Here is a 17,349-nt window from a genome sequence, read left to right as displayed (position 1 = left end):
TGCATCCGCGGGGTCCGCGGTGCACGAACGCGCATTCGCGCACGACTGCTCCCGTGGCGTGGTGTGCTCGAACGAGCGGCGCCGAACCCCGGCGCCCGGTCGCACGGGGGTGCACCATGTCGTCCAAACGCACACAAACGGCCATCCTGACGCTCACCACGGCCTGCACAGCGGCGGTGCTCTCCCCGGCCCCGCCGGCCGCGGCCGCCCCGTCGCTGCTGCCCGCCGGCCAGGCCCGGACGATCGTGCTCGAACGCTCGGGCGGCTTCGCCGGCGAGGAGACCGCGTTCGTCGTGGACCGCACCACGGTGGGCGGCCGCCCGGCGCTGCGCATGGCGGGCAGCCGGGCGTTCCTGAAGCTGCGCCGCTCCTACCAGCCGAAGAACCCGTGCTGCGACCGGTACGCGTACCGGGTGACCGTCACCTACCGCGGCGGGCACCGCAAGTCCGTCGAGACCGTGCAGGGCACGAACGCCCCGCACGTCCTGTGGGACGTGATCGGCCAGTCGGAGCGCTACGGCGTCCGCCCGTTCACGCCGCGAACCGCCACACCTTGATCTCGTCGCCGACCACCGCCACGAGGTGCGTGCGGCTTCAGCCCAGGCCGAGCGCGGGGCCGATGGCGCCCAGCGGCACGGGCTCGCCGTCCAGCGGCGCGACGCCCAGCACCTCGTTGCCGGTGGTGAACAGCAGCGCGGAGCGCGGGTCGATCCAGCCCTGGGTCCGGGCCGGCGCCTTGAGCAGCTGCCGCCCGGCGGCGTCGTAGATCCCGCCCGGCTCGTCGAGGCCGTTGACGAGGACCTGGCCGTCGAGGGCGTGCCAGTTGCGGGTCACGCCCTCGCGGGTCCAGACCGTCCGGCGGCGCCCGGTGTCGAGGTCGACCAGCCGCATGCCGTTCGCCCGCTGCTCCGTGAAGCAGATCCGCCCGGGTCCGCACGCCTGCACCTGGCCGATCCGGGCACCCGGGCCGGCGGTGTACACCGTCGTCGTGGCCGCGGCCGGCTTGCCCTGGTCAATGGTCAGGTCGGTGGCCCGGATCGTGGCGCCGGAGGCGTGGTCGACCGCGTACAGCACGCCGCCCACCGCCACGCCGTCGTCGTGCTCGCCGTCGCTGCCGGACGGGCTCAGCGCGCCGGTCCGGCGGGACGACTCGGCGCCGGTGTCCACGTCCCGGACGATCGCCGTGCCGTCCGCGGTGAACTGCACGAACTGGCCGAGCGCGAGGAACGGCCCGCCGACCGCGCTGCGCAGCGGGGCCGCGCCCGGGCCGCCCGGGATCTGCATCGGCAGGCTGTGCACGATCCGGCTCGACGGGTCGGGGACGGTCCAGCGCACCTGTCCGGTCGCCAGGTCGTACCCCCGGGTCGTGCCCTGCGCCCGCGAGCCGATCACCAGCGTCGACTCGCCGAGCACGATGTCGTCCTGCTCGAAGGCGTCCACGTCGACCTGCAGCAGCGGCTTGCCGGTGGCCGGGTCGAGCGTGAGGACCGAGCCGTCCGGCCGGGTCCCGTCGTCGTGGCGGCCCATGACGACCACGAACTTCGGGTGCCAGGAGGCGACGGCGGTGTCCCGGAACGTCGCCACCACGAGCGGGCCCCACACCTTGCGCCCGGTGGCCAGGTCCACCGCGGCCACGCTGACCTGCCCGGCCTCGCTCTGCACGCACACGAACGCGCGGTCGCCCAGGATCTGCACGGTGGCCAGCCGGTTCCCGGCCGCGGCCCCGAGGCCGACCGGGGAGCCGACCGGGGTGAGCTTCTCGAACCGCGGCGGCGCCTCAGTCGAGGTCGGGCCCGGGGTGGCGGGCTCACCGCCGTGCGGGCGCCCGTGCGGCAGGCCGATCCCGATGGCGAGCGCGATGACCGCGACGACGGCGAACGCGGCCGCCCCGGTCGCCAGGGCCCGGCGCCGCCCGCGCCGCCGGCCGCGGTCGCGCACCTGGGCCGGGTTCGCGGCGGGCAGGGCCTCGGCGTCGTGGCGCAGCGCGGCGAAGAAGGGATCAAGCTCCGTGGACATGGGTCCCCCCGCTGTTCGTCGCCGTGTCCACCGCGAGCAGCGCGGCCAGGGCGGCCCGCCCCCGGGTCAGCCGGGTCTTGACGGTGCTGAGATTCGTGCCGGTCTCCGCGGCGATGTCGGCCAGGGACCGGTCCATGAGATGGAACAGCACGACGGCCTGCCGCTGCTCGAACGGCACCTGCCGCAGGGCCGCGACCAGCAGGACGGTCGCCTCGGAAGGCGGCTCGACGGGCGGCAGCGGGGCCGTGCGGGCCGCGTGGGCCCGCCGCACGAGCAGCCGCCACCACCGGTCGTTGACGAGCCGCCCGATGACCAGCCGCAGCCAGGCCTCGACGTCGTCGTAGCCGCTCACCCGCCGCCAGTGCTGCCAGGCCCGGGCGTACGCCTCCTGCACCAGGTCCTGGGCCTCACCGGGGTCACCGGTGAGGCCGTAGGCGTACCGCGTCAGCCGCGACACGGTGCCGCGGTAGCACGCGTCGAACATCTCCGCCGTCATCTGCCCCGCCGTCGTGGGTCGGAAGTGCCTGCACTGAACACACACGCGCAGGCCTCCTCCGAAGTTGCTCCGGGCGGTACCCTGGGGGCATGTTGCTCGGCTTGCTGCTCGCCACGCTGCTGGTCGGGGTGGTATCGGGCGTTTCACTGCTGCGCTCGGCACTGCACCGGCGGGCCACCCGGCCCGATCGGGACCTGCTCCGCGCGGGCCAGGACGAGCCCGCCACGTCGCCGGTCGCGGCGTTCGACCGGGCCGTCGGGCGGACCGCCTGGACCCGCGTCTGATCAGGTGTGCAGGACGTTGACGTTGAGCAGCGTCTCGGCCCGCCGGATCTCCTGGTACAGCGTGATGCAGTCGTCGTCGGCGCCCGCGACGAGGATGCCGAACGCGTTGTGCATGCTGTAGATCGGCGCGCCGCTGTCGCCCGGCACCGCGCACAGGTTCGTCCACGCCAGGTGGTGCACGGTCGGCCCGTCGTAGTCCATGCTGACGTTGGTCAGCAGCACGAACCCGCACCAGCTCATGAACTGCTTCGCCCCGGTCGTGCACACCCGCTGGCCCATCACGCTGAGCTTGTCGGCGGCGATGCCGTACAGGTCGTTCTGCGTGGTGAACGCGCCCCAGCTGACCCGCACCCGGGGCGCCGGTGACCAGCCCGCCTCGTTGACGATACTCACGATCGCCGCGTCACCATCGCCGTTGTACTCCCAGTGGTGCACCTTCCCGATCACGTGCGACGAGCCGTCGGCGAACTTGGTGCTCCAGTTGCCGGTCCGGTTCTCGCCGCAGTGCCCGGCGGTCACCTGGTACAGCTCACTGTCCACCTTGGACTTCGCCAGGAACCCGCCGGTGCACCCGGCGCCGGTGTGGGTGATCCGGATGCCGCCCCGCAGCGGCGGGTCGCAGTGCGCCCCGTTACAGGCGAGGGCGTGCACGCCGCCCGGTGCGGTGCCGACGACGAGCCCGGCGCCGAGGTCCCGCCGGGCCTGGTCGACGAGCGCGAGCTGATCCGCGGACGGCTCGGCCGGCACGCCCAGCCAGACCGCGTTGAGATCGGGCCGCACGCCGCCGGCCAGCCCGTCGCGGGCGCCGGTGTTGACCCGGGCGATCTCGGGGCCGAGCCGGTCCATGCTCCGGTCCAGGGACGCGGCGGACCGGGCCACGACGACGAGGTCGTACGCCCCGCCGAGCCCGAGGGCCGCCGCCGTGCGGTTGACGGTCGCGGCCGTCGCGGGATCGGCCGCCAGGACACCGACCTTGATCCGGTCGCCATCCTGGCCGTCGATCCACACCCCGCCGAACCGCTCGCCGAGCTCGACCGGCAGGCGCTCGAGCAGGTCGGGCGCGGTGACCTGCCAGCCCAGCCGGCGCTCGGCCTCGGCCACGGTGATCCCCCGCTCGCGGGCGAAGGACTCCGCCTCCTCGCTCACCGTCGCCGCCGACGCCTTGGTCGCGGCGGCCAGACCGCCCGCGACCACGACCAGAACGGCCACGATCGCCGTCCGAATTCGCGGATGTCGAACATTGGTATGTGTCATGGGTCACTAGATAGGCGGCGGCCGATCCGATTGCCACGTTGTGTCGGAACCAGGACTGTTGTCCAGCCGCCACCGGCCCTCGGTCAGGACGTCGACCGCGTCCCCGTCCACCTGCAGGGCGGTGTCGTCGTCGATGAAGTAGATCGGAAAGCCGGCCCGCGCGGCGATCCGGTCGGCCCAGGCGTCGTCGCGCTGCGGGAAGTCGGGCGAGTCCAGGTGCGGCTTCAGGTACCAGTCGAACAACCCGAACGGCGGCTCGACCGTGCCCGCCCCAAGCACGTGCAGGTCGTGGGCGTCGTCGAAGATGCCGGCCGTACCGTCGTGCAGGTGCCGGCTGAACATCATCGACCCGGCGCTCATCCCGACCCAGACCCGCCGCTCCAGCAGTTCCAGCAGGCCGGCCGCCAGCCCGTTGCCGGTGATGCTGCGCGCGAGGTGGTAGTGGTTGCCGCCGCCGGCGTAGATGACGTCGGCCCGGGCGAGCCGGTCGAGCACCACCCGCGGCGGGAGCCCGTTGAGTTCGAGTACGTCGAACTCCCGCCAGCCCAGCGCGTGCACCCGGGTCATGTCGGCGAGCAGCCACCCGTGGTCCCCGGCCTCGGCGAGCGACGCGGTCGGCACGTAGACGACGTTCGCCGCCGCCGTGGGCCGCCCGACCAACGCGCGCAGCGCGCCGGTCAGGGTCGGATTGCGCAGCCCACTGGAGGTCAACAGCAGCTTCACGCGCCCGACACTAGCCCCGGCAGCAGCACGACCTTCCCGGCGGCCCGATCCGCCTCCATGTGCCGGTGCGCGGCGGCGAGCCCGTCCAGCGCGACGACCGAGTCGATGTTCGGCCGGTACCGCCCGTTCTCGACGCCGTCGACGACCCGCTGCAGCACCCCGGCCCCCGCGCGGCCCTTGGCGTCGTCGCTGTGGAACGCGGTGAGCCGGGTCCCGGACGGGATCATCGCGATCGGCTCGAAGTCGCGGAGCAGCCACCCGCTGAGCGACCCGGCAACGCAGACCGTCCCGCCCCGCCGCACGATGCGCAGCGAGTCGGCCACGGTCCGCGCCCCGACGAGATCGAGCACGTGCGTCGGCCCGTCGTCCCACGGCAGCCGCAGCGGCCCGCCCTCGTCCAGCACCACGTGCGCGACCCCGGCCGCCTCCATCGCCGAACCCTTCCCGGCCCGCCGGGTGGTGGCGGCGACCTCGATCCCGCCGCCGCGCGCGATGGACGCGGCCGCCAGCCCGACCGACGAGGTCCCGCCCCGGATGAGCAGCCGCTCCCCCGCCCGGATCCCGAGCGCGTCGAGCGCACCCTGCGCGGTCAGATACGTCTCCGGCAGCGCCGCCAGCTCCACCCACGGCAGCCGGGTGACGACGGGCATGAGCAGCTCATTGGGCAGCAGCACAAACTCGGCATAACTCCCGTCGAACGCCCGCCCCATCTCCCCCATCAGCGCGGCGACGGTCGCCCCCTCGGCGAGCGCCGGATCACTGGTGGCGGCGACCACGCCGACGCACTCGATCCCCAGCACGCGGGGGAAGCGCACATTCGGTGAAAATCCTTGTCTGGTACGGATTTCAGCCCGGTTCAACCCCGCACCCATCACCCGCACCAGCGTCCACCCGGCACGCACTTCGGGCACCGGCAGTTCCCGGATCTCCAGCACCTCGGGCCCGCCCGCTCGTACGCACACCACCGCAAGCATCGTCGTCGTCATGCGTTGAACTCTTGCGGCGAATAGGTGCGGCGCCCCACCGGTACGCTGCCACCTTATGCCCGTAGCCCGCCATTCCCGAATCTGGCCGAGCGGCGGCGTCCACCTGTGGCCGTCGGGCGCGACCGGTTCGGCCCACTCCCACCCCCGCGGCCACCTGGTGTACGCGGCCCGCGGCGTCCTCACCATCCACACCTCGACCGGAATCTGGATCGTCCCGGCCAACCGGATGGCGTGGATCCCGCCGGGCTCCAGCCATTTCCACCGGGCTCACGGCGAGACCGACATGCGGATCGTCTTCCTGCCCCCGTCCCTGGCCCGCCGGGCACCCGCGACCCCGGCGGTGTTCCTGGCCTCGGCCCTGGCCCGGGAGGTCCTGCTGGCCCTGACCGGCGACCGCCACTTCGAACCTTCGGCCCGGACGAGGCTGCACCGCGTCCTGGTCGACGAGCTGGTAGCCGCGCCGGAGCAGCCCCTGCACCTGCCGGAGCCACAGGACGACCGGCTGCGCGCGTTGGCGGCCATCCTGGCCGCCGACCCGGCCGACACGTCGGACCTGACCGACCTGGGCCGGCGCGTGGGCGCGAGCGCACGGACCCTGAGCCGCCTGTTCCACGACGAGCTGGGCATGACCTTCTACGAGTGGCGCATCCAGGTCCGGATCGCCCACGCACTGGTACTGCTGGCCGCGGGCCACTCGACGACACACGTGGCGCACGCGTGCGGCTGGTCGAACCCGAGCGGCTTCATCGCGGCCTTCACCGCCGTGGTGGGCACGACACCCGGCCGCCACCGCAGCGCCGACCTCGCCCACCGCGGCCGCGCCGGTCCGGGTGGAGGTGGCGGGTGAGGGCTACCATCGCGCCCATGCCGTACCAGGTAGCGGAGGTCGTAGCCAAACCCCTGCTCGCACTGCGGGTGGCGGACGCCGACACCGGCGAGCCGCGCCGCATGAGCGTCCACACCGGCGAGGCGGTGCTGGCCACGCAATCAACGGGCCTGCGGATCATCACCGGCATGCTGCCCCGCGAGCCGTGCGCCCTGTTCGTCCCGGACGCCCGCCCGATCGAGCCGCACGAAACCCCGGTCATCGCCCAGGCCGAGGCCTACCTGTGCGGCATCGTGATCGACGGCAACGTCCAGAAACAGGCCGGCTACGGCGTAGGCGACGCCGCGGCCGCCTATGTCCCCGATCCCCGCGGCGGCCAGATGCGCTGGCTGCAGATCACCTTCACCGTGACCACCCTCGTGGCGGTCCGCGTCGGCTACCGCGTCACGATCCTCACCCCGGCCTGACCAGCAGCTCGGGGTGATGGGCGAGTTCTGTAACGCTCCGAGCCATCCCCACAACGTGGTCGACCAAGCGGCGGGCGGGGCGGGAATGCGGGCGCGGGCGTGCAACAGAACGGGTGGATCGCGGCGTCGAGCCCAGTAGAAGGGGCGGTGACGCGGTGATCGGGTTCGACGAGTACGTGCGGCTGCGCGGCGAGAAGCTGGTGCGGCTCGCCCGGCTGTTGGTGCGTGATCGGCATCTCGCCGAAGACCTCGTCCAGGAGGTGCTCGGCCGAGCGTACGTGCGCTGGGACCGGATCAGCCGCGCCGACGACATCGATGTCTATGTGCGCCGCATGCTCGTCAACAAGCATATCTCGTGGCGGCGGCGACGGGCGGCCGGCGAGTACGCGATCGACACCTCCGCGCCGCACCTCGACCGGGCCGGACCCATCGACATCGGGGCCGAGGCGGCCGAGCGCGACGCCGCCTGGCAGCTCATCGCCGAGCTGCCCGCCAAGCAGCGGGCGACCGTCGTGTTGCGGTACTACGAGGATCTCGACGACGCCATGATCGCGCGCATTCTGCAGTGCTCACAAGCCACGGTGCGCTCGCAGGCGATGCGGGCGCTGGCCACGCTGCGCCGCCGGCTGGCTGCGGTGCCGGCCCTCACCGGGAAGGACGCGCGATGAGTGACATGGATCCGGTCTTCAGCATCGCGCTGCGGGAGCGCGCCGACGGGGACGTGCGGGTCGAGGCCCTGCTCGACGGGGCCCGGCGGCGCGGGGCACGGCATCGGCGCAACCGGCGGCTCATGGCCGGGGTCGGGGCGGCGATCGCCGTCGTGGCCGTCCTCGGAGCGACCACCCTCCTGCCGAACGGTCACGGGACGCCCGTACCGATCGGGTCGGCGCCACCGAGCGCCGCGCCCAGCCAGGCCGAGTCCGCGGTGGCGGAAAAGCCGCGCCCGCCCGTGGCAGCCGGGCTCGAACCGCTAACCTCCGGCGGCACGGTCGGCGAGGGACGCCAGATCCACCTCGACACCACCGACCCGGCCCCGTTCCTGCTGGAGTGGAGCTCGGGCGCCGGCCTGGAAAGCATGCGGGCGATCCGAGGCGGTGGCATCTCCGAGTTCGGCTACAGCGGGTACAACGTGATCGTCGCCTCAACCCCGCAAAAACTGGAGGACGCGGCTGCTTCGCAACTCGCGCAGCTGCCCGGGCGGCCGACACTCGAACCGCTGCACGTCGGAACCGCCGACGGCTCGCTGCGCTGGACGAAGGACTGGGCGGCGCTGGCCTGGCCCGCCCGGCCGGACGTCTGGGCGTTCGCGTGGGTCAAGTTCCACGACAGCGTCCCGGACCCGAAGCCGGCCATCGACGCCGCCGACGCGCGGGGGGCCATGCTGGAGGTCGCGCACGCGATCCGGTACGACCGGGTGCTGCGCTGCACGGCGTCGTTCCACCTCACATGGGCCCCGGCCGGCACGAGGACGACCGGCTGCGCGCTGTGGTGGGGCTGGACCGCCGGGGACGCGACCATGACGTTCACGGTGCCGGGCGGCGGCGCCTTCCGCGTCTCCGATGCCGGACCCGACTTCCAGCCGAACACCACCTACAACGGCCGACCAGTGCAGGACGGGGCGGACGGGTCGAGCACCGTGGTCGACGGCAAGGCCTTCCTGGTCGAGCCGGGCGACTCCGCCATCACCAAGGACCAGCGCCTGCGCATCCTCACCGGGGTCCGCCCAGGACCGGCAACGGACGATCCGCTGCGCTAGACGGCGACGAGGTGCACGGCGTTTCCGCACCGCCCTCGGCGAAGGCCGGCCGCTGCACTAGGCGGCGTTAAGGCGCGCCGCTGCATTAGGCCGCGACGAGGTGCAATGCGGCCGCCGTCATTAAACCGGCGCCGAACAGCGCGATGCCGCACGAGGCCGGCGACCGACGATTCGCTGCGCTGGGCGGCGACGAGGTGCACGGCGCTGCTGCGCTAGGCGGCGGCAAGGCGCGCCGCGCCGCTGTGCTAGGCGGCGGCGAGGTGCAATGCGGCCGCCGTCACCAATCCGGCGCCGAACAGCGTGATGCCGCCTGCCGCCAGTACCGGCGTCAGGTGACTGGCGCGCCGCAAGATGCCCATCGATCTGGTGCCCCGCGCCACGACCGACGTTCCCGCGATCGCCAGCAACCCGGCGGCGAACAGCACGACCGCCATGCCGAGGCCGAAGGTGAGCACGAGCAGCAGCGCGAAGCCCGCCCGGCCGAGGAAGAGCCCCGTCGCCAGCACCAGGAACGCGGACGGCGACGGGGTCAGGCCGCCGGAGACGCCCAGGAGCACCAGACCCGGCCGCTTGCCGGAAGCCTCGTGGTCGTGGTCGTGATCGTGGTGATGGTGCTGGTGCGCTTTTCGAACGTGCCGGTGGAGGAGCCAGAGGCCGGTGAGCACAACCAGTACACCCGCGGCGATTTGGAGCCAGGTGGTGAGCTGTTCCAGGCCGATGATCCCGGACAGGGACAGGAAGGTCCAGGCCACTCCGATCACCAGGACCGACACGGTGTGCATCACCGCGACCGTCCCGCCCAGGAAGGCGGCGTCCCGCACGCGGCCGCGCGATCCGGCCAAGTATGCGGCGGCGAGCGTCTTGCCGTGCCCGGGTGTGACCGCGTGGCCCGCGCCGGCGACGAATGCGAGCACGAACGCCAGCGGCGCGATGCCGGGCGCGTGGACCAACTCCTCGAGCCGGGTCGACACGGACGCGGCCCAGTCGGTGAAGCCGTTCACGGCCGCACAGTCTGCCGAGCCCCGGTGAGCGCCGGCCGTCGACCACGTGAACAGACGAACGCGAGCACGAACGCGAGCACGAACGCGAGCACGAACGCGAGCACGAACGCGAGCACGAACGCCAGCGGCGCAATGCCAGGCGCGTGGACCAACTCCTCGAGCCGGGTCGACACGGACGCGGCCCAGTCGGTGAAGCCGTTCACGGCCGCACAGTCTGCCGACCCCCGGTGAGCGCCGCCCGTCGCCCGCGTGAACAACGTGAGCGGTCATGGAAACTGGGGACATGTCAAGTAATGCCGCCCTGGTCGCCCTGGAGCTCGCTGGCATTTTCGTCTTCGCTGTGTCCGGTGCGCTGACGGCCATCCAGAAGGGCTTCGACGCGGTCGGCATCGTGGTGCTGGCCGAGGTGACGGCGCTCGGCGGTGGCGTGCTGCGCGACCTTGTCATCGGCGAGACGCCGCCGGGGGCGTTCCGGCAGGTGTGGTACCTCCTGGTGCCCCTCGCCGCCGCCTGCGTCGCGTTCTTTTTCCATCCCGTGGTGGAGCGGCTCACGTTCGGCGTGCTGCTGTTCGACGCGGCCGGCCTGGGGCTGTTCTGCGTCACCGGCACGCTCAAGGCGCTCGACCACGGCCTCGGCGCGGTCCAGGCGGCGGTGCTCGGCGTGACCACGGGGGTCGGCGGCGGGCTGCTGCGCGACATCATCGCCCGGCAGACGCCCGCGCTGGTGCGGCCCGAGACCGATCTGTACTCGATCCCGGCGATGGTGGGCGCGGCCTTCGTGGCCGTCGCCTACAGAGCGCACCTGCCGATGACGGTGGCCGCACCGGCCGCGGCGGTCTTCGTGTTCGCGTTCCGGGTGGTGGCGATGGTCCGCCACTGGCGCGCCCCGCAGGCGTGGGTCAGGCGGCGCGAAGCACGTTGAAGGTGACCGTCCGGCGCAGTTCGAAACCCATCGTCTCGTACAGCCTGATCGCACCCACATTGTCCGCCGACGCGTGCAGGAACGGCGTCTCGCCGCGCTCGCGGATGCCGTGGGCGATCGCTCGGATCAGGCGGGTCGCGAGGCCCCGGCCGCGGAAGGCGGGGTCGGTGCAGACGGCACTGATCTCCGTGTACCCGGGCGGGTGCAGCCGCTCGCCGGCCATCGCGATGAGGGCGCCGTCGTGGCGTACACCGGCATAGGCCCCGAGGTGATGGGTCTTCGGCAGGAACGGGCCCGGCCGGGTGCGCGCGACCAGGTCCAGCATCTCCGGCACATCGTCGTCGCCGAGCGGGACGAGCTCCACGTCCGGCTCGGTCTTCACGGCGTCGGTCGCGACCAGCTGCACGCCGTCGACCTGCGCGATCGCCGTCCAGCCGGCCGGGACGACGAGCCGGTCGCCGGCCAGCAGCGCGGTGCCGCCGGGGCCGGCCAGCGCCCGCAGGTCGGCCCAGGCCCGCTCGTCCGGCGCCGGCGGGAGGGCGGCGAACGGCGAGACGTCGGTGGGGTAGCGCCGGGCCAGGCCTGTGCCCTCGGCGAGCCGGGCGTGCGGCCCGGTGAGCGCGGCCCAGGCGGCCTGGTCGAGCACGGGCACGTCGCGGATCTCACTCACCCGGAAATCCTAGTCGGGCCGGGAGCAGCCGGGAGCGACCGGGAGCGGCCATGAGCGGACGGGAACGGGCGAGAGCGGACGGGAACGGCCGGAAGCGGCCAGGTCCGCCAAAATACGGCCGACGGCCGGAGCGAACTTGAAGCCGTGGCCCGAGAAGCCCGTCGCCACCACGATCGGGCCGTGCCGCTCGAGCACGAAGTTCGCGTCGGGCGTCGTCGTGTACGTGCAGCTGATCGGCGCGAACACGTCCGGGTCGACGCCGGGCAGCCACCGGCGGGCGTACTCGCGCAGCGCGGCCAGCTGGACCGGTTCCGGCGTGAAGTCGCGGTCGTCCGGGTCGACCTCGGGCCCGACGCCGTGGAAGCCGACCTTGATCCCCTCGCCCGGGGTCGCCAGGCCGTATATGCCGCCGTGGAAGTGGCCGGGGTCGGCGAAGCGATGCCCGAAGCTCGGCCATCCCGGCTCGGCGACCCGCGCGGCGAAGTGCGCCGGTTGCTCCTGCGTCACTTTCAGAGGCGGCAACGGTACCGTCGGCAGCAGCTTCTTCGCCCACCCGTTCACGGCCGCCACGACCCGGCGGACGCGGTAGCCGCCGGCGTCGGTGTGCACGAGCACGGTCTCGTCGCCGCGCGGCTCGATGGCGCGCACCGGGGTCTCGTGCCGCACGACGGCCCCGAGCTTCTCGGCCGCCTCCTGGAACGCGGCCACGGCCCGGTCCGCGTGCAGCCGGCCGCTGTCCGGGTGGTACAGCGCCGCAGTCGCGAACCGGATCCCGGGCCAGCGCTCGGCGGCCTCCTCGGGTCGCAGCCAGCGATGCGGTACACCCGAAGCGGCCAGTCCGTCCGCCAGCTCGTGCAGCGACGGGTGGTCGCCGTGGTCCACGCCGCCGGTGACGGTCAGCAGCCGCGCGCCGGTGACGTGCTCCAGCTCGCGCCAGAGTCCCTCGGCCTCGCGGGCCAGCCGGATGTACCCGGCATCGGGGTACGACAGCCGGAAGATGCGCGAGGCGCCGTGCGAGGCGCCGTTGGTGTGCCCGGCCGCGAATTGTTCGAGCAGCACCACGGCGGCGCCGCGGCGGGCGAGCTGCCACGCGGCGGCCGAGCCCATCACCCCGCCGCCGACGATCGCGACGTCGAAGGTGTCCATGCCGAAACGATAGGCCGCGGCCCGCTAAATGTCTACTAATCCCATAGGCTAGACGTGAGTTAGGTGCGGCAGGACCCGCTTGCCGTAGAAGTCCAGGAACCGGCGCTGGTCGGACTGTCCGGAGTGGACGAACGGGGTGCCGCCGGCGTCGATGATCTGCTGCAGGTTCTTGATGTGCGGCTCGGGATCGGTGCCGCGCGGCCACTTCGCGTACACCTGCGGCAGCGGCCAGCGCTGCTCGGCCTTGGCCTGGATCGTCTCCGGGTTCGGCTCGTACAGCAGGTCGCCGAACGAGCCGACGGTGAAGCGCCATTGCTCGGCGGCGTACTCGGTCTCCGCCTCGCCGCCGACGACGGCCAGGGTCTCGACGTACTTCGGCATCGCGTCCGGGTCCTTGCCGGCCGCCCGCGCGCCGGCCGCGAAGGCGTCGCGCAGGTCGGGCTTGGCGAAGTCGGCGGCGCCGGTGATCCAGCCGTCGCCGCGCTGCCCGGCCAGGCGCGCGCTCTTCGGCCCGCTGGCCGCCATGAGCAGCGGCACGGGTTGTTCCGGCACGTCGTACAACTTGAGCTGTTCAGTCCTGAAGTAGTGTCCCTGGAAGGTGGTGCGCTGTCCGGTCCACAGCCGGCGGATGAGGTCCACGGCCTCGGCGAGGCGGTCGTGCCGCTCGGGGTAGCGGCCGAACCGTCCCGTCGCCGCCTGCTCGTTGAGAGCCTCGCCGGTGCCGGTGCCCAGGAACACCCGGCCCGGGGACAGCAGCCCGAGCGACGCGAACACCTGGGCGACCTCGGCGGGATGGTGCCGATAGGAGGGGCACGTGACGCCGGTACCGAACTGCAGCGCGCTCGTCTTCTCGCCGATCAGCGCCAGGGTCAGCCACGGGTACATCGAGTGCCGCTGGTTGTCCTGCCACGGCTGCAGATGGTCGCTGGTCCAGACCCGGTCGAACCCGGCCTGCTCGGCCCGCTGCGCGAGCTCGACGAGTTCCTGGGTGCGGAACTGCTCGTGGGACAGGACGAAGCCGACCTGCCGCTTGGGCGCGGCGGAGGCGTTGGCGGGGGCCAGCAGGCCGGTGCCGACGGCCGCGGTCAGCGCCCCGAAGCCGCGGCGGGTGATGGTGTGGTCCATGGCCGGGCCACTTACCCTTTGTATTCTAGAAGTAACGCTCCGCGATCAGGTCGACCACCTTCGGGTCGTCGGTGAAGACCGGATCGCCCGGCCGCGGATCGTGGAAGACGATGTCGGTGAAGCCCATCCGCTCGTACCGCCCGGCGAAGTCCTCGAACGCGCCCACGCTCGCGAGGGGCCGCTCGTCGGTGTTGCCGATCAGGAAGTACCGCCGCAGCTCCTTCGGGTCGCGGCCGTGCGCGGCGCACCGCTCGTCCAGCCGGGCGGCCTGGGCCCGGACGGCGGCCTCGGTGGCGGCGGCGGACTGGTCCTCCGCGTTCGGCTCACCGTACGTGATCCAGGCGTCGCCGACCCGCGCGGTCAGGTCGAGCGCCCTGGGCCCGGCGGCGGCGATGGCCAGCGGCACCCGGGGGTGCTGGACGCAGCCGGGGATGGTGCGGGCCTCGTCGGCGGTGTAGTACCGGCCGCGGTGGCTGTGCGCGGGCTCGCGCAGCACGGCGTCGAGCAGCTCCACGAACTCGGTGAACCGGGCGGTGCGCTCGCGGGGCGTGGGCGGTTCGCCGCCGAGCACGGTGGCGTCGAACCCGGTGCCGCCGGCCCCGATCCCGAGCGTGAGCCGCCCGTCGGAGATGTGGTCGAGGGTCATCGCGTCCTTGGCGAGCGTGACCGGATGCCGGAAGTTCGGCGACGTGACCATGGTGCCGAGCCGGATGCGCGAGGTGGCCGCGGCGACCCCGGTGAGCCAGGGGATGGTGGCGTGCCAGGGCAGGTCGCGGTACCGCCGCCAGGAGAGGTGGTCGTAGGTCCACAGGTGCGCGTAGCCGAGCTCCTCCAGGTGCCGCGCCCGTTCGAGGGTCTGCTTCCAGGGGTCGGCGGGCAGTAGCAGGACTCCGATGCGCACCCGGCGATCCTATTGGCGCGCGATTCCCAGCGTGGCGATGAGGTCCTCGTGTAACTCGAACCACACCCGATGGCACGAGTCGACCTCGACTCCGGTGATCCACGCCCCGCCCTTGGCGAGCGCCTGGGTGAAGCGGCTGTGGTACCCGGCGAAGCGCTCCCGTTGCCGCGTCAGGTCCATTTCGGTCGTGTGCAGCTCGGCCGCGAGCCGTTCGAAAGGCCGCCGGTCGGTGGTGTCGCCGAGTTGCCAGGCCGTGAAGGCGGCGTTGGCCTCGGCGTTGAGCGGCACGAACCGGTCGTGGACGGCGCTGATCGCCGCGCGGTCGCCGCCGAGGTCCGCGCGGAGCTGCTCCTCGTTGTGCCGGCGGCCACGGTCGGTGAGGGACCACCCGCCGAGCCCGGCGAACTCCGACCGTGCCACCCAGCCGAACGCCTCGGCGTCGAGCAGGTCCTCGGCGGTCTGCTCCGGGTCGAGCCCGAACCGCGCGGCGATGACCGGCGTGTCGGCGAAGCCCTTCAGCCGTACGGCGTGCAGCACCAGCATCATCGGAGGACCTGCCCGGCCGTACCGTCGACGGTCACGACAACGCCATCGGTCAGCTTGAGCGTGGCATCGCGCGCCCCGCCGACGGCCGGGATGCCAAACTCGCGGGCGACGATGGCGGCGTGGCTGAGCACCCCGCCGGTCTCGGTGACCACGGCCGCGGCGAGCCGGAACAGCGGCGTCCAGGCCGGGTCGGTGGTGCGGCACACCAGCACGTCGCCGCGCTGGAAGCGGTGGAACTCGTCGGGTGAGCGCAGCGTGCGGGCCGGCCCGCGGGCCCGGCCCGGGCTGCAGGGGACGCCGGCGACGAGCGGGTCGGCGCCCGTCATGCCAGCCGGCCCAGGACTCGCTCGTGGCGTTGCTGGGCGGCTTGCGCGGTCCGCAGCCCGAGCGCCGGGGCGATCTGGGACCAGGTCAGCCCCTCGGCCCTGGCCACGAACAGCAGCCCGGCCTCGACCTGATCGAGCTCGGCGCGGGCGGCGGCGAGCAGGGCGATGGCGGCGAGCAGGTCCGCGGGGATGTCGAGGGCCGCGGGGTCGGTGTTGGCGCGCCACAGGGCCTGCCGGATGAGCGTGTACGCGTCGTGCGGCTGGGTCTCGGCCAGCCACGGGAGCCTCGGCAGGTCCCGCCCGTGCAGTCGCTCGCGGGCGGCTTGCTCGTCCATGTGCCCAGCCTGACCTTCAACAGGTTGTTTGTCAACAAGTTGTTGAAGTCTGGGCGGCGGTGCTGAGAATCCCGCACGTTGTTTGTCGACAGGCTGTTGAAGCCTTGCTGATCGCGTTGAGAACCCCGCACGTTGTTTGTCAACAAGATGTTGATTCCTTGGCGATGGCGTTGAGGACGCCGCCAGTCCAGGCTGGGTAGCCGGCGGCGAGCACGGAGGCCACGTCGGCGGCGACCGGGTCGACCTGCACCCCTTCGGCGAGAGCACGGCGGGCGGCGGCGGTCATGGCGGCGGGATCGGGGCCGGCGTCCAGGAGGGGCTGGATGAACGAGCCGCCGTGGACGAGGACCGGAATGCCGCCGCGCGCGCGAATCCCCGGAACGCGACCGGCGTCGTCGACCTCGACGATCGGGGCGTCCGGCGCGAAGAACACCGCGGCGAGCGGGTTGGCCACGCGTTGTAGGAACTCGCGGGGCCCGGTCGACGACGGCGCTGCCTGTGGCGTGGCGAGGGGTTCGGCGACGCGCTGCGGGATCTCGCGGGGTCCGGCCGACGACGGCTCTGCCGGTGGCGTGGCGAGCGGGTTGGCCACGCGCTGCGGGATCACGTGCGGTCCGGTCGAGGGCGGCGCTGCCGGTGGCGTGGCGAGGGAGCGCAGGGCGAAGAAGAAGTGGGCCAGGTCGGGGATCTCGGGCGCGGCGAGCAGTTCCAGGCAGGCCGCGGTCTCGATCGCGAACGCCTCGTCGAGCGGCACGGCGGCACTGCGCTCCGCCACTTCCAGGACCTTGGCGAGCGCGCGGACCGGCGACCCGGCCGAGCGGCGCCGCACCTCGTCGGCCAGGCCCTGCAGCTGCGGCGCTGCGGGGATCTCATAGCCGGGGCGTTCCCACCGCTGCACGAACGGCCCGGGCGGCTGGGCCAGCACCCAGGCATGGGCGGCCGCGACGACGTCATCCGCGAGTTCGTCGACGAGGCCGGCGGCCAGTGCCTCGGCCGGGTGGTACGCGGTGCCCGGGCCGATGATGTCCAGCACCGTCGCGGCGACGCCGAACATCCGCGTCACCCGGACCGTGCCGCCGCCGGCGGGGAGGATGCCCATCCCGGTCTCGGCGAGGGCCCACACGACGGCCGGGTCGCGCGGTCCGACCCGGTAGTGGCAGGCGAGGGCGAGCTCGAAGCCGCCGCCGAGCGCGGAGCCGTTGAGTGCGGCGGCGACCGGCCGGCCGAGGGTCTCCAGGCGGCGGGCCTGGTCGCGCAGCGGTACCAGCAGGTCGTACGTTCCGGCCGCCTCGTCGGGCGGGATCTCGCCGGGCTCGAAGTCGGGCCCGGCGATGAAGGAGCGCTTGGCCGAGGTGAGCACCACGCCGCGGAGCCGGTCGCGCCGGCTCTCGAGGTCGTCGAGGCAGGCGCCGAGTCCCTCGTAGTGGCGCCGGTTGAGCATGTTCGCGGTGCGGCCGGGATCGTCGAGCACCACCGTGACCACCCCGTCGGCGGCCCACGACCACCGCGTCGACCCGAACTGTTGGACATTCGTCATACCATCAACGTAAGCAACGGTATGACGAATGT

Annotated in this window: 22 protein-coding genes; 7 read left to right on the top strand and 15 right to left on the bottom strand. The window is 73.1% G+C overall.

Annotated features, from left to right (window positions below):
* The first annotated feature begins 116 nt into the window (after positions 1-116).
* Complete coding sequence (locus ACQP00_RS23170) at positions 117-557, top strand: hypothetical protein (protein ID WP_433222326.1); 441 nt, start codon at positions 117-119, stop codon at positions 555-557.
* Between the two features lie 37 nt (positions 558-594).
* Here ACQP00_RS23170 and ACQP00_RS23165 read toward each other — a convergent pair whose 3' ends face one another.
* Positions 595-2,016 (bottom strand): PQQ-binding-like beta-propeller repeat protein, encoded by a 1,422-nt coding sequence (locus ACQP00_RS23165; protein ID WP_433222324.1) that lies wholly within the window; start codon positions 2,014-2,016, stop codon positions 595-597.
* Positions 2,000-2,512, bottom strand: a complete 513-nt coding sequence (locus ACQP00_RS23160; protein ID WP_433222322.1) for a SigE family RNA polymerase sigma factor — start codon at positions 2,510-2,512, stop codon at positions 2,000-2,002. Before ACQP00_RS23160 ends, ACQP00_RS23165 begins: the two co-directional genes overlap by 17 nt.
* An 89-nt stretch (positions 2,513-2,601) precedes the next feature.
* Between ACQP00_RS23160 and ACQP00_RS23155 the strand changes: the two genes are divergently transcribed.
* Positions 2,602-2,796 (top strand): hypothetical protein, encoded by a 195-nt coding sequence (locus ACQP00_RS23155; protein ID WP_433063749.1) that lies wholly within the window; start codon positions 2,602-2,604, stop codon positions 2,794-2,796.
* Here ACQP00_RS23155 and ACQP00_RS23150 read toward each other — a convergent pair whose 3' ends face one another.
* Genes ACQP00_RS23150 through ACQP00_RS23140 form a run of 3 tightly spaced genes read right to left on the bottom strand, consistent with a single transcriptional unit; the run spans position 2,797 to position 5,747 of the window.
* Complete coding sequence (locus tag ACQP00_RS23150) at positions 2,797-4,005, bottom strand: S1 family peptidase (protein ID WP_433222320.1); 1,209 nt, start codon at positions 4,003-4,005, stop codon at positions 2,797-2,799.
* 51 nt (positions 4,006-4,056) lie between these two features.
* Positions 4,057-4,773 (bottom strand): Type 1 glutamine amidotransferase-like domain-containing protein, encoded by a 717-nt coding sequence (locus ACQP00_RS23145; RefSeq protein WP_433222318.1) that lies wholly within the window; start codon positions 4,771-4,773, stop codon positions 4,057-4,059.
* On the bottom strand, positions 4,770-5,747 hold the full coding sequence (locus ACQP00_RS23140) for a zinc-binding dehydrogenase (protein ID WP_433223961.1): 978 nt from the start codon (positions 5,745-5,747) through the stop codon (positions 4,770-4,772). The genes ACQP00_RS23145 and ACQP00_RS23140 overlap by 4 nt, the downstream gene beginning before the upstream one ends.
* Positions 5,748-5,814: 67 nt before the next feature.
* On the opposite strand from ACQP00_RS23140, the gene ACQP00_RS23135 reads away from it, so the two are divergent.
* From ACQP00_RS23135 to ACQP00_RS23120, 4 genes are all read left to right on the top strand, one after another.
* A complete protein-coding gene (locus tag ACQP00_RS23135; protein ID WP_433222316.1) occupies positions 5,815-6,606 on the top strand; it encodes an AraC family transcriptional regulator in 792 nt (263 codons plus the stop codon).
* Between the two features lie 17 nt (positions 6,607-6,623).
* Complete coding sequence (locus ACQP00_RS23130; RefSeq protein WP_433222314.1) at positions 6,624-7,052, top strand: hypothetical protein; 429 nt, start codon at positions 6,624-6,626, stop codon at positions 7,050-7,052.
* A 158-nt stretch (positions 7,053-7,210) separates the two neighbouring features.
* The gene (locus ACQP00_RS23125; protein WP_433223959.1) at positions 7,211-7,720 is read left to right on the top strand and encodes a SigE family RNA polymerase sigma factor; all 510 of its coding nucleotides are present in this window, start codon (positions 7,211-7,213) and stop codon (positions 7,718-7,720) included.
* Complete coding sequence (locus ACQP00_RS23120; protein WP_433222312.1) at positions 7,717-8,808, top strand: hypothetical protein; 1,092 nt, start codon at positions 7,717-7,719, stop codon at positions 8,806-8,808. Before ACQP00_RS23125 ends, ACQP00_RS23120 begins: the two co-directional genes overlap by 4 nt.
* A 245-nt stretch (positions 8,809-9,053) precedes the next feature.
* Here the strand turns inward: ACQP00_RS23120 and ACQP00_RS23115 are convergent, their stop codons facing one another.
* Entirely contained in the window at positions 9,054-9,809 is a 756-nt protein-coding gene (locus ACQP00_RS23115) for a cobalt transporter (RefSeq protein WP_433222311.1), read from the bottom strand.
* Positions 9,806-10,012, bottom strand: coding sequence for a hypothetical protein (locus ACQP00_RS23110; protein ID WP_433222309.1), 207 nt, complete (start codon positions 10,010-10,012; stop codon positions 9,806-9,808). The genes ACQP00_RS23115 and ACQP00_RS23110 overlap by 4 nt, the downstream gene beginning before the upstream one ends.
* Before the next feature lie 80 nt (positions 10,013-10,092).
* Here ACQP00_RS23110 and ACQP00_RS23105 point away from each other — a divergent pair, with 80 nt between their 5' ends.
* Positions 10,093-10,731: a trimeric intracellular cation channel family protein gene (locus ACQP00_RS23105; protein ID WP_433222307.1), complete on the top strand. Its 639-nt coding sequence runs from the start codon at positions 10,093-10,095 to the stop codon at positions 10,729-10,731.
* On the opposite strand, the gene ACQP00_RS23100 is transcribed toward ACQP00_RS23105, so the two are convergent.
* From ACQP00_RS23100 to ACQP00_RS23065, 8 genes are all read right to left on the bottom strand, one after another.
* Positions 10,709-11,401 (bottom strand): GNAT family N-acetyltransferase, encoded by a 693-nt coding sequence (locus ACQP00_RS23100; protein WP_433222305.1) that lies wholly within the window; start codon positions 11,399-11,401, stop codon positions 10,709-10,711. The two genes, ACQP00_RS23105 and ACQP00_RS23100, sit on opposite strands and share 23 nt — an antisense overlap.
* A gap of 9 nt (positions 11,402-11,410) precedes the next feature.
* On the bottom strand, positions 11,411-12,547 hold the full coding sequence (locus tag ACQP00_RS23095; RefSeq protein ID WP_433222303.1) for an FAD-dependent oxidoreductase: 1,137 nt from the start codon (positions 12,545-12,547) through the stop codon (positions 11,411-11,413).
* Between the two features lie 48 nt (positions 12,548-12,595).
* Positions 12,596-13,672, bottom strand: a complete 1,077-nt coding sequence (locus tag ACQP00_RS23090; RefSeq protein ID WP_433222301.1) for a TIGR03557 family F420-dependent LLM class oxidoreductase — start codon at positions 13,670-13,672, stop codon at positions 12,596-12,598.
* Between the two features lie 25 nt (positions 13,673-13,697).
* Positions 13,698-14,573, bottom strand: coding sequence for an LLM class flavin-dependent oxidoreductase (locus ACQP00_RS23085; RefSeq protein ID WP_433222299.1), 876 nt, complete (start codon positions 14,571-14,573; stop codon positions 13,698-13,700).
* Between the two features lie 9 nt (positions 14,574-14,582).
* Positions 14,583-15,119 (bottom strand): transcriptional regulator, encoded by a 537-nt coding sequence (locus ACQP00_RS23080; RefSeq protein WP_433222297.1) that lies wholly within the window; start codon positions 15,117-15,119, stop codon positions 14,583-14,585.
* Positions 15,116-15,445, bottom strand: coding sequence for a PEP-utilizing enzyme (locus ACQP00_RS23075; RefSeq protein WP_433222295.1), 330 nt, complete (start codon positions 15,443-15,445; stop codon positions 15,116-15,118). The genes ACQP00_RS23080 and ACQP00_RS23075 overlap by 4 nt, the downstream gene beginning before the upstream one ends.
* Complete coding sequence (locus ACQP00_RS23070; protein ID WP_433222293.1) at positions 15,442-15,780, bottom strand: DNA-binding protein; 339 nt, start codon at positions 15,778-15,780, stop codon at positions 15,442-15,444. The genes ACQP00_RS23075 and ACQP00_RS23070 overlap by 4 nt, the downstream gene beginning before the upstream one ends.
* Positions 15,781-15,919: 139 nt before the next feature.
* A complete protein-coding gene (locus ACQP00_RS23065; RefSeq protein WP_433222291.1) occupies positions 15,920-17,317 on the bottom strand; it encodes an enoyl-CoA hydratase-related protein in 1,398 nt (465 codons plus the stop codon).
* Positions 17,318-17,349 lie beyond the last annotated feature (32 nt).

It is taken from the genome of Dactylosporangium sp. CS-047395, from assembly GCF_050942185.1.
In the GTDB taxonomy this organism is placed as follows: Bacteria; Actinomycetota; Actinomycetes; order Mycobacteriales; family Micromonosporaceae; genus Dactylosporangium.
The sequence above is the reverse complement of the archived record's forward strand: the minus strand, read 5'-3'. Positions and strand labels throughout refer to the sequence as shown.

Excerpts from the sequence above, each read along its gene's own strand:
- ACQP00_RS23170 (WP_433222326.1), top strand. The coding sequence starts at position 117 with ATGTCGTCCAAACGCACACAAACGGCCATCCTGACGCTCACCACGGCC.
- ACQP00_RS23165 (WP_433222324.1), bottom strand. The coding sequence starts at position 2,016 with ATGTCCACGGAGCTTGATCCCTTCTTCGCCGCGCTGCGCCACGACGCC.
- ACQP00_RS23160 (WP_433222322.1), bottom strand. The coding sequence starts at position 2,512 with ATGACGGCGGAGATGTTCGACGCGTGCTACCGCGGCACCGTGTCGCGG.
- ACQP00_RS23155 (WP_433063749.1), top strand. The coding sequence starts at position 2,602 with ATGTTGCTCGGCTTGCTGCTCGCCACGCTGCTGGTCGGGGTGGTATCG.
- ACQP00_RS23140 (WP_433223961.1), bottom strand. The coding sequence starts at position 5,747 with ATGCTTGCGGTGGTGTGCGTACGAGCGGGCGGGCCCGAGGTGCTGGAG.
- ACQP00_RS23135 (WP_433222316.1), top strand. The coding sequence starts at position 5,815 with ATGCCCGTAGCCCGCCATTCCCGAATCTGGCCGAGCGGCGGCGTCCAC.
- ACQP00_RS23130 (WP_433222314.1), top strand. The coding sequence starts at position 6,624 with ATGCCGTACCAGGTAGCGGAGGTCGTAGCCAAACCCCTGCTCGCACTG.
- ACQP00_RS23120 (WP_433222312.1), top strand. The coding sequence starts at position 7,717 with ATGAGTGACATGGATCCGGTCTTCAGCATCGCGCTGCGGGAGCGCGCC.
- ACQP00_RS23105 (WP_433222307.1), top strand. The coding sequence starts at position 10,093 with ATGTCAAGTAATGCCGCCCTGGTCGCCCTGGAGCTCGCTGGCATTTTC.
- ACQP00_RS23095 (WP_433222303.1), bottom strand. The coding sequence starts at position 12,547 with ATGGACACCTTCGACGTCGCGATCGTCGGCGGCGGGGTGATGGGCTCG.
- ACQP00_RS23090 (WP_433222301.1), bottom strand. The coding sequence starts at position 13,672 with ATGGACCACACCATCACCCGCCGCGGCTTCGGGGCGCTGACCGCGGCC.
- ACQP00_RS23080 (WP_433222297.1), bottom strand. The coding sequence starts at position 15,119 with ATGATGCTGGTGCTGCACGCCGTACGGCTGAAGGGCTTCGCCGACACG.
- ACQP00_RS23075 (WP_433222295.1), bottom strand. The coding sequence starts at position 15,445 with ATGACGGGCGCCGACCCGCTCGTCGCCGGCGTCCCCTGCAGCCCGGGC.
- ACQP00_RS23070 (WP_433222293.1), bottom strand. The coding sequence starts at position 15,780 with ATGGACGAGCAAGCCGCCCGCGAGCGACTGCACGGGCGGGACCTGCCG.
- ACQP00_RS23065 (WP_433222291.1), bottom strand. The coding sequence starts at position 17,317 with ATGACGAATGTCCAACAGTTCGGGTCGACGCGGTGGTCGTGGGCCGCC.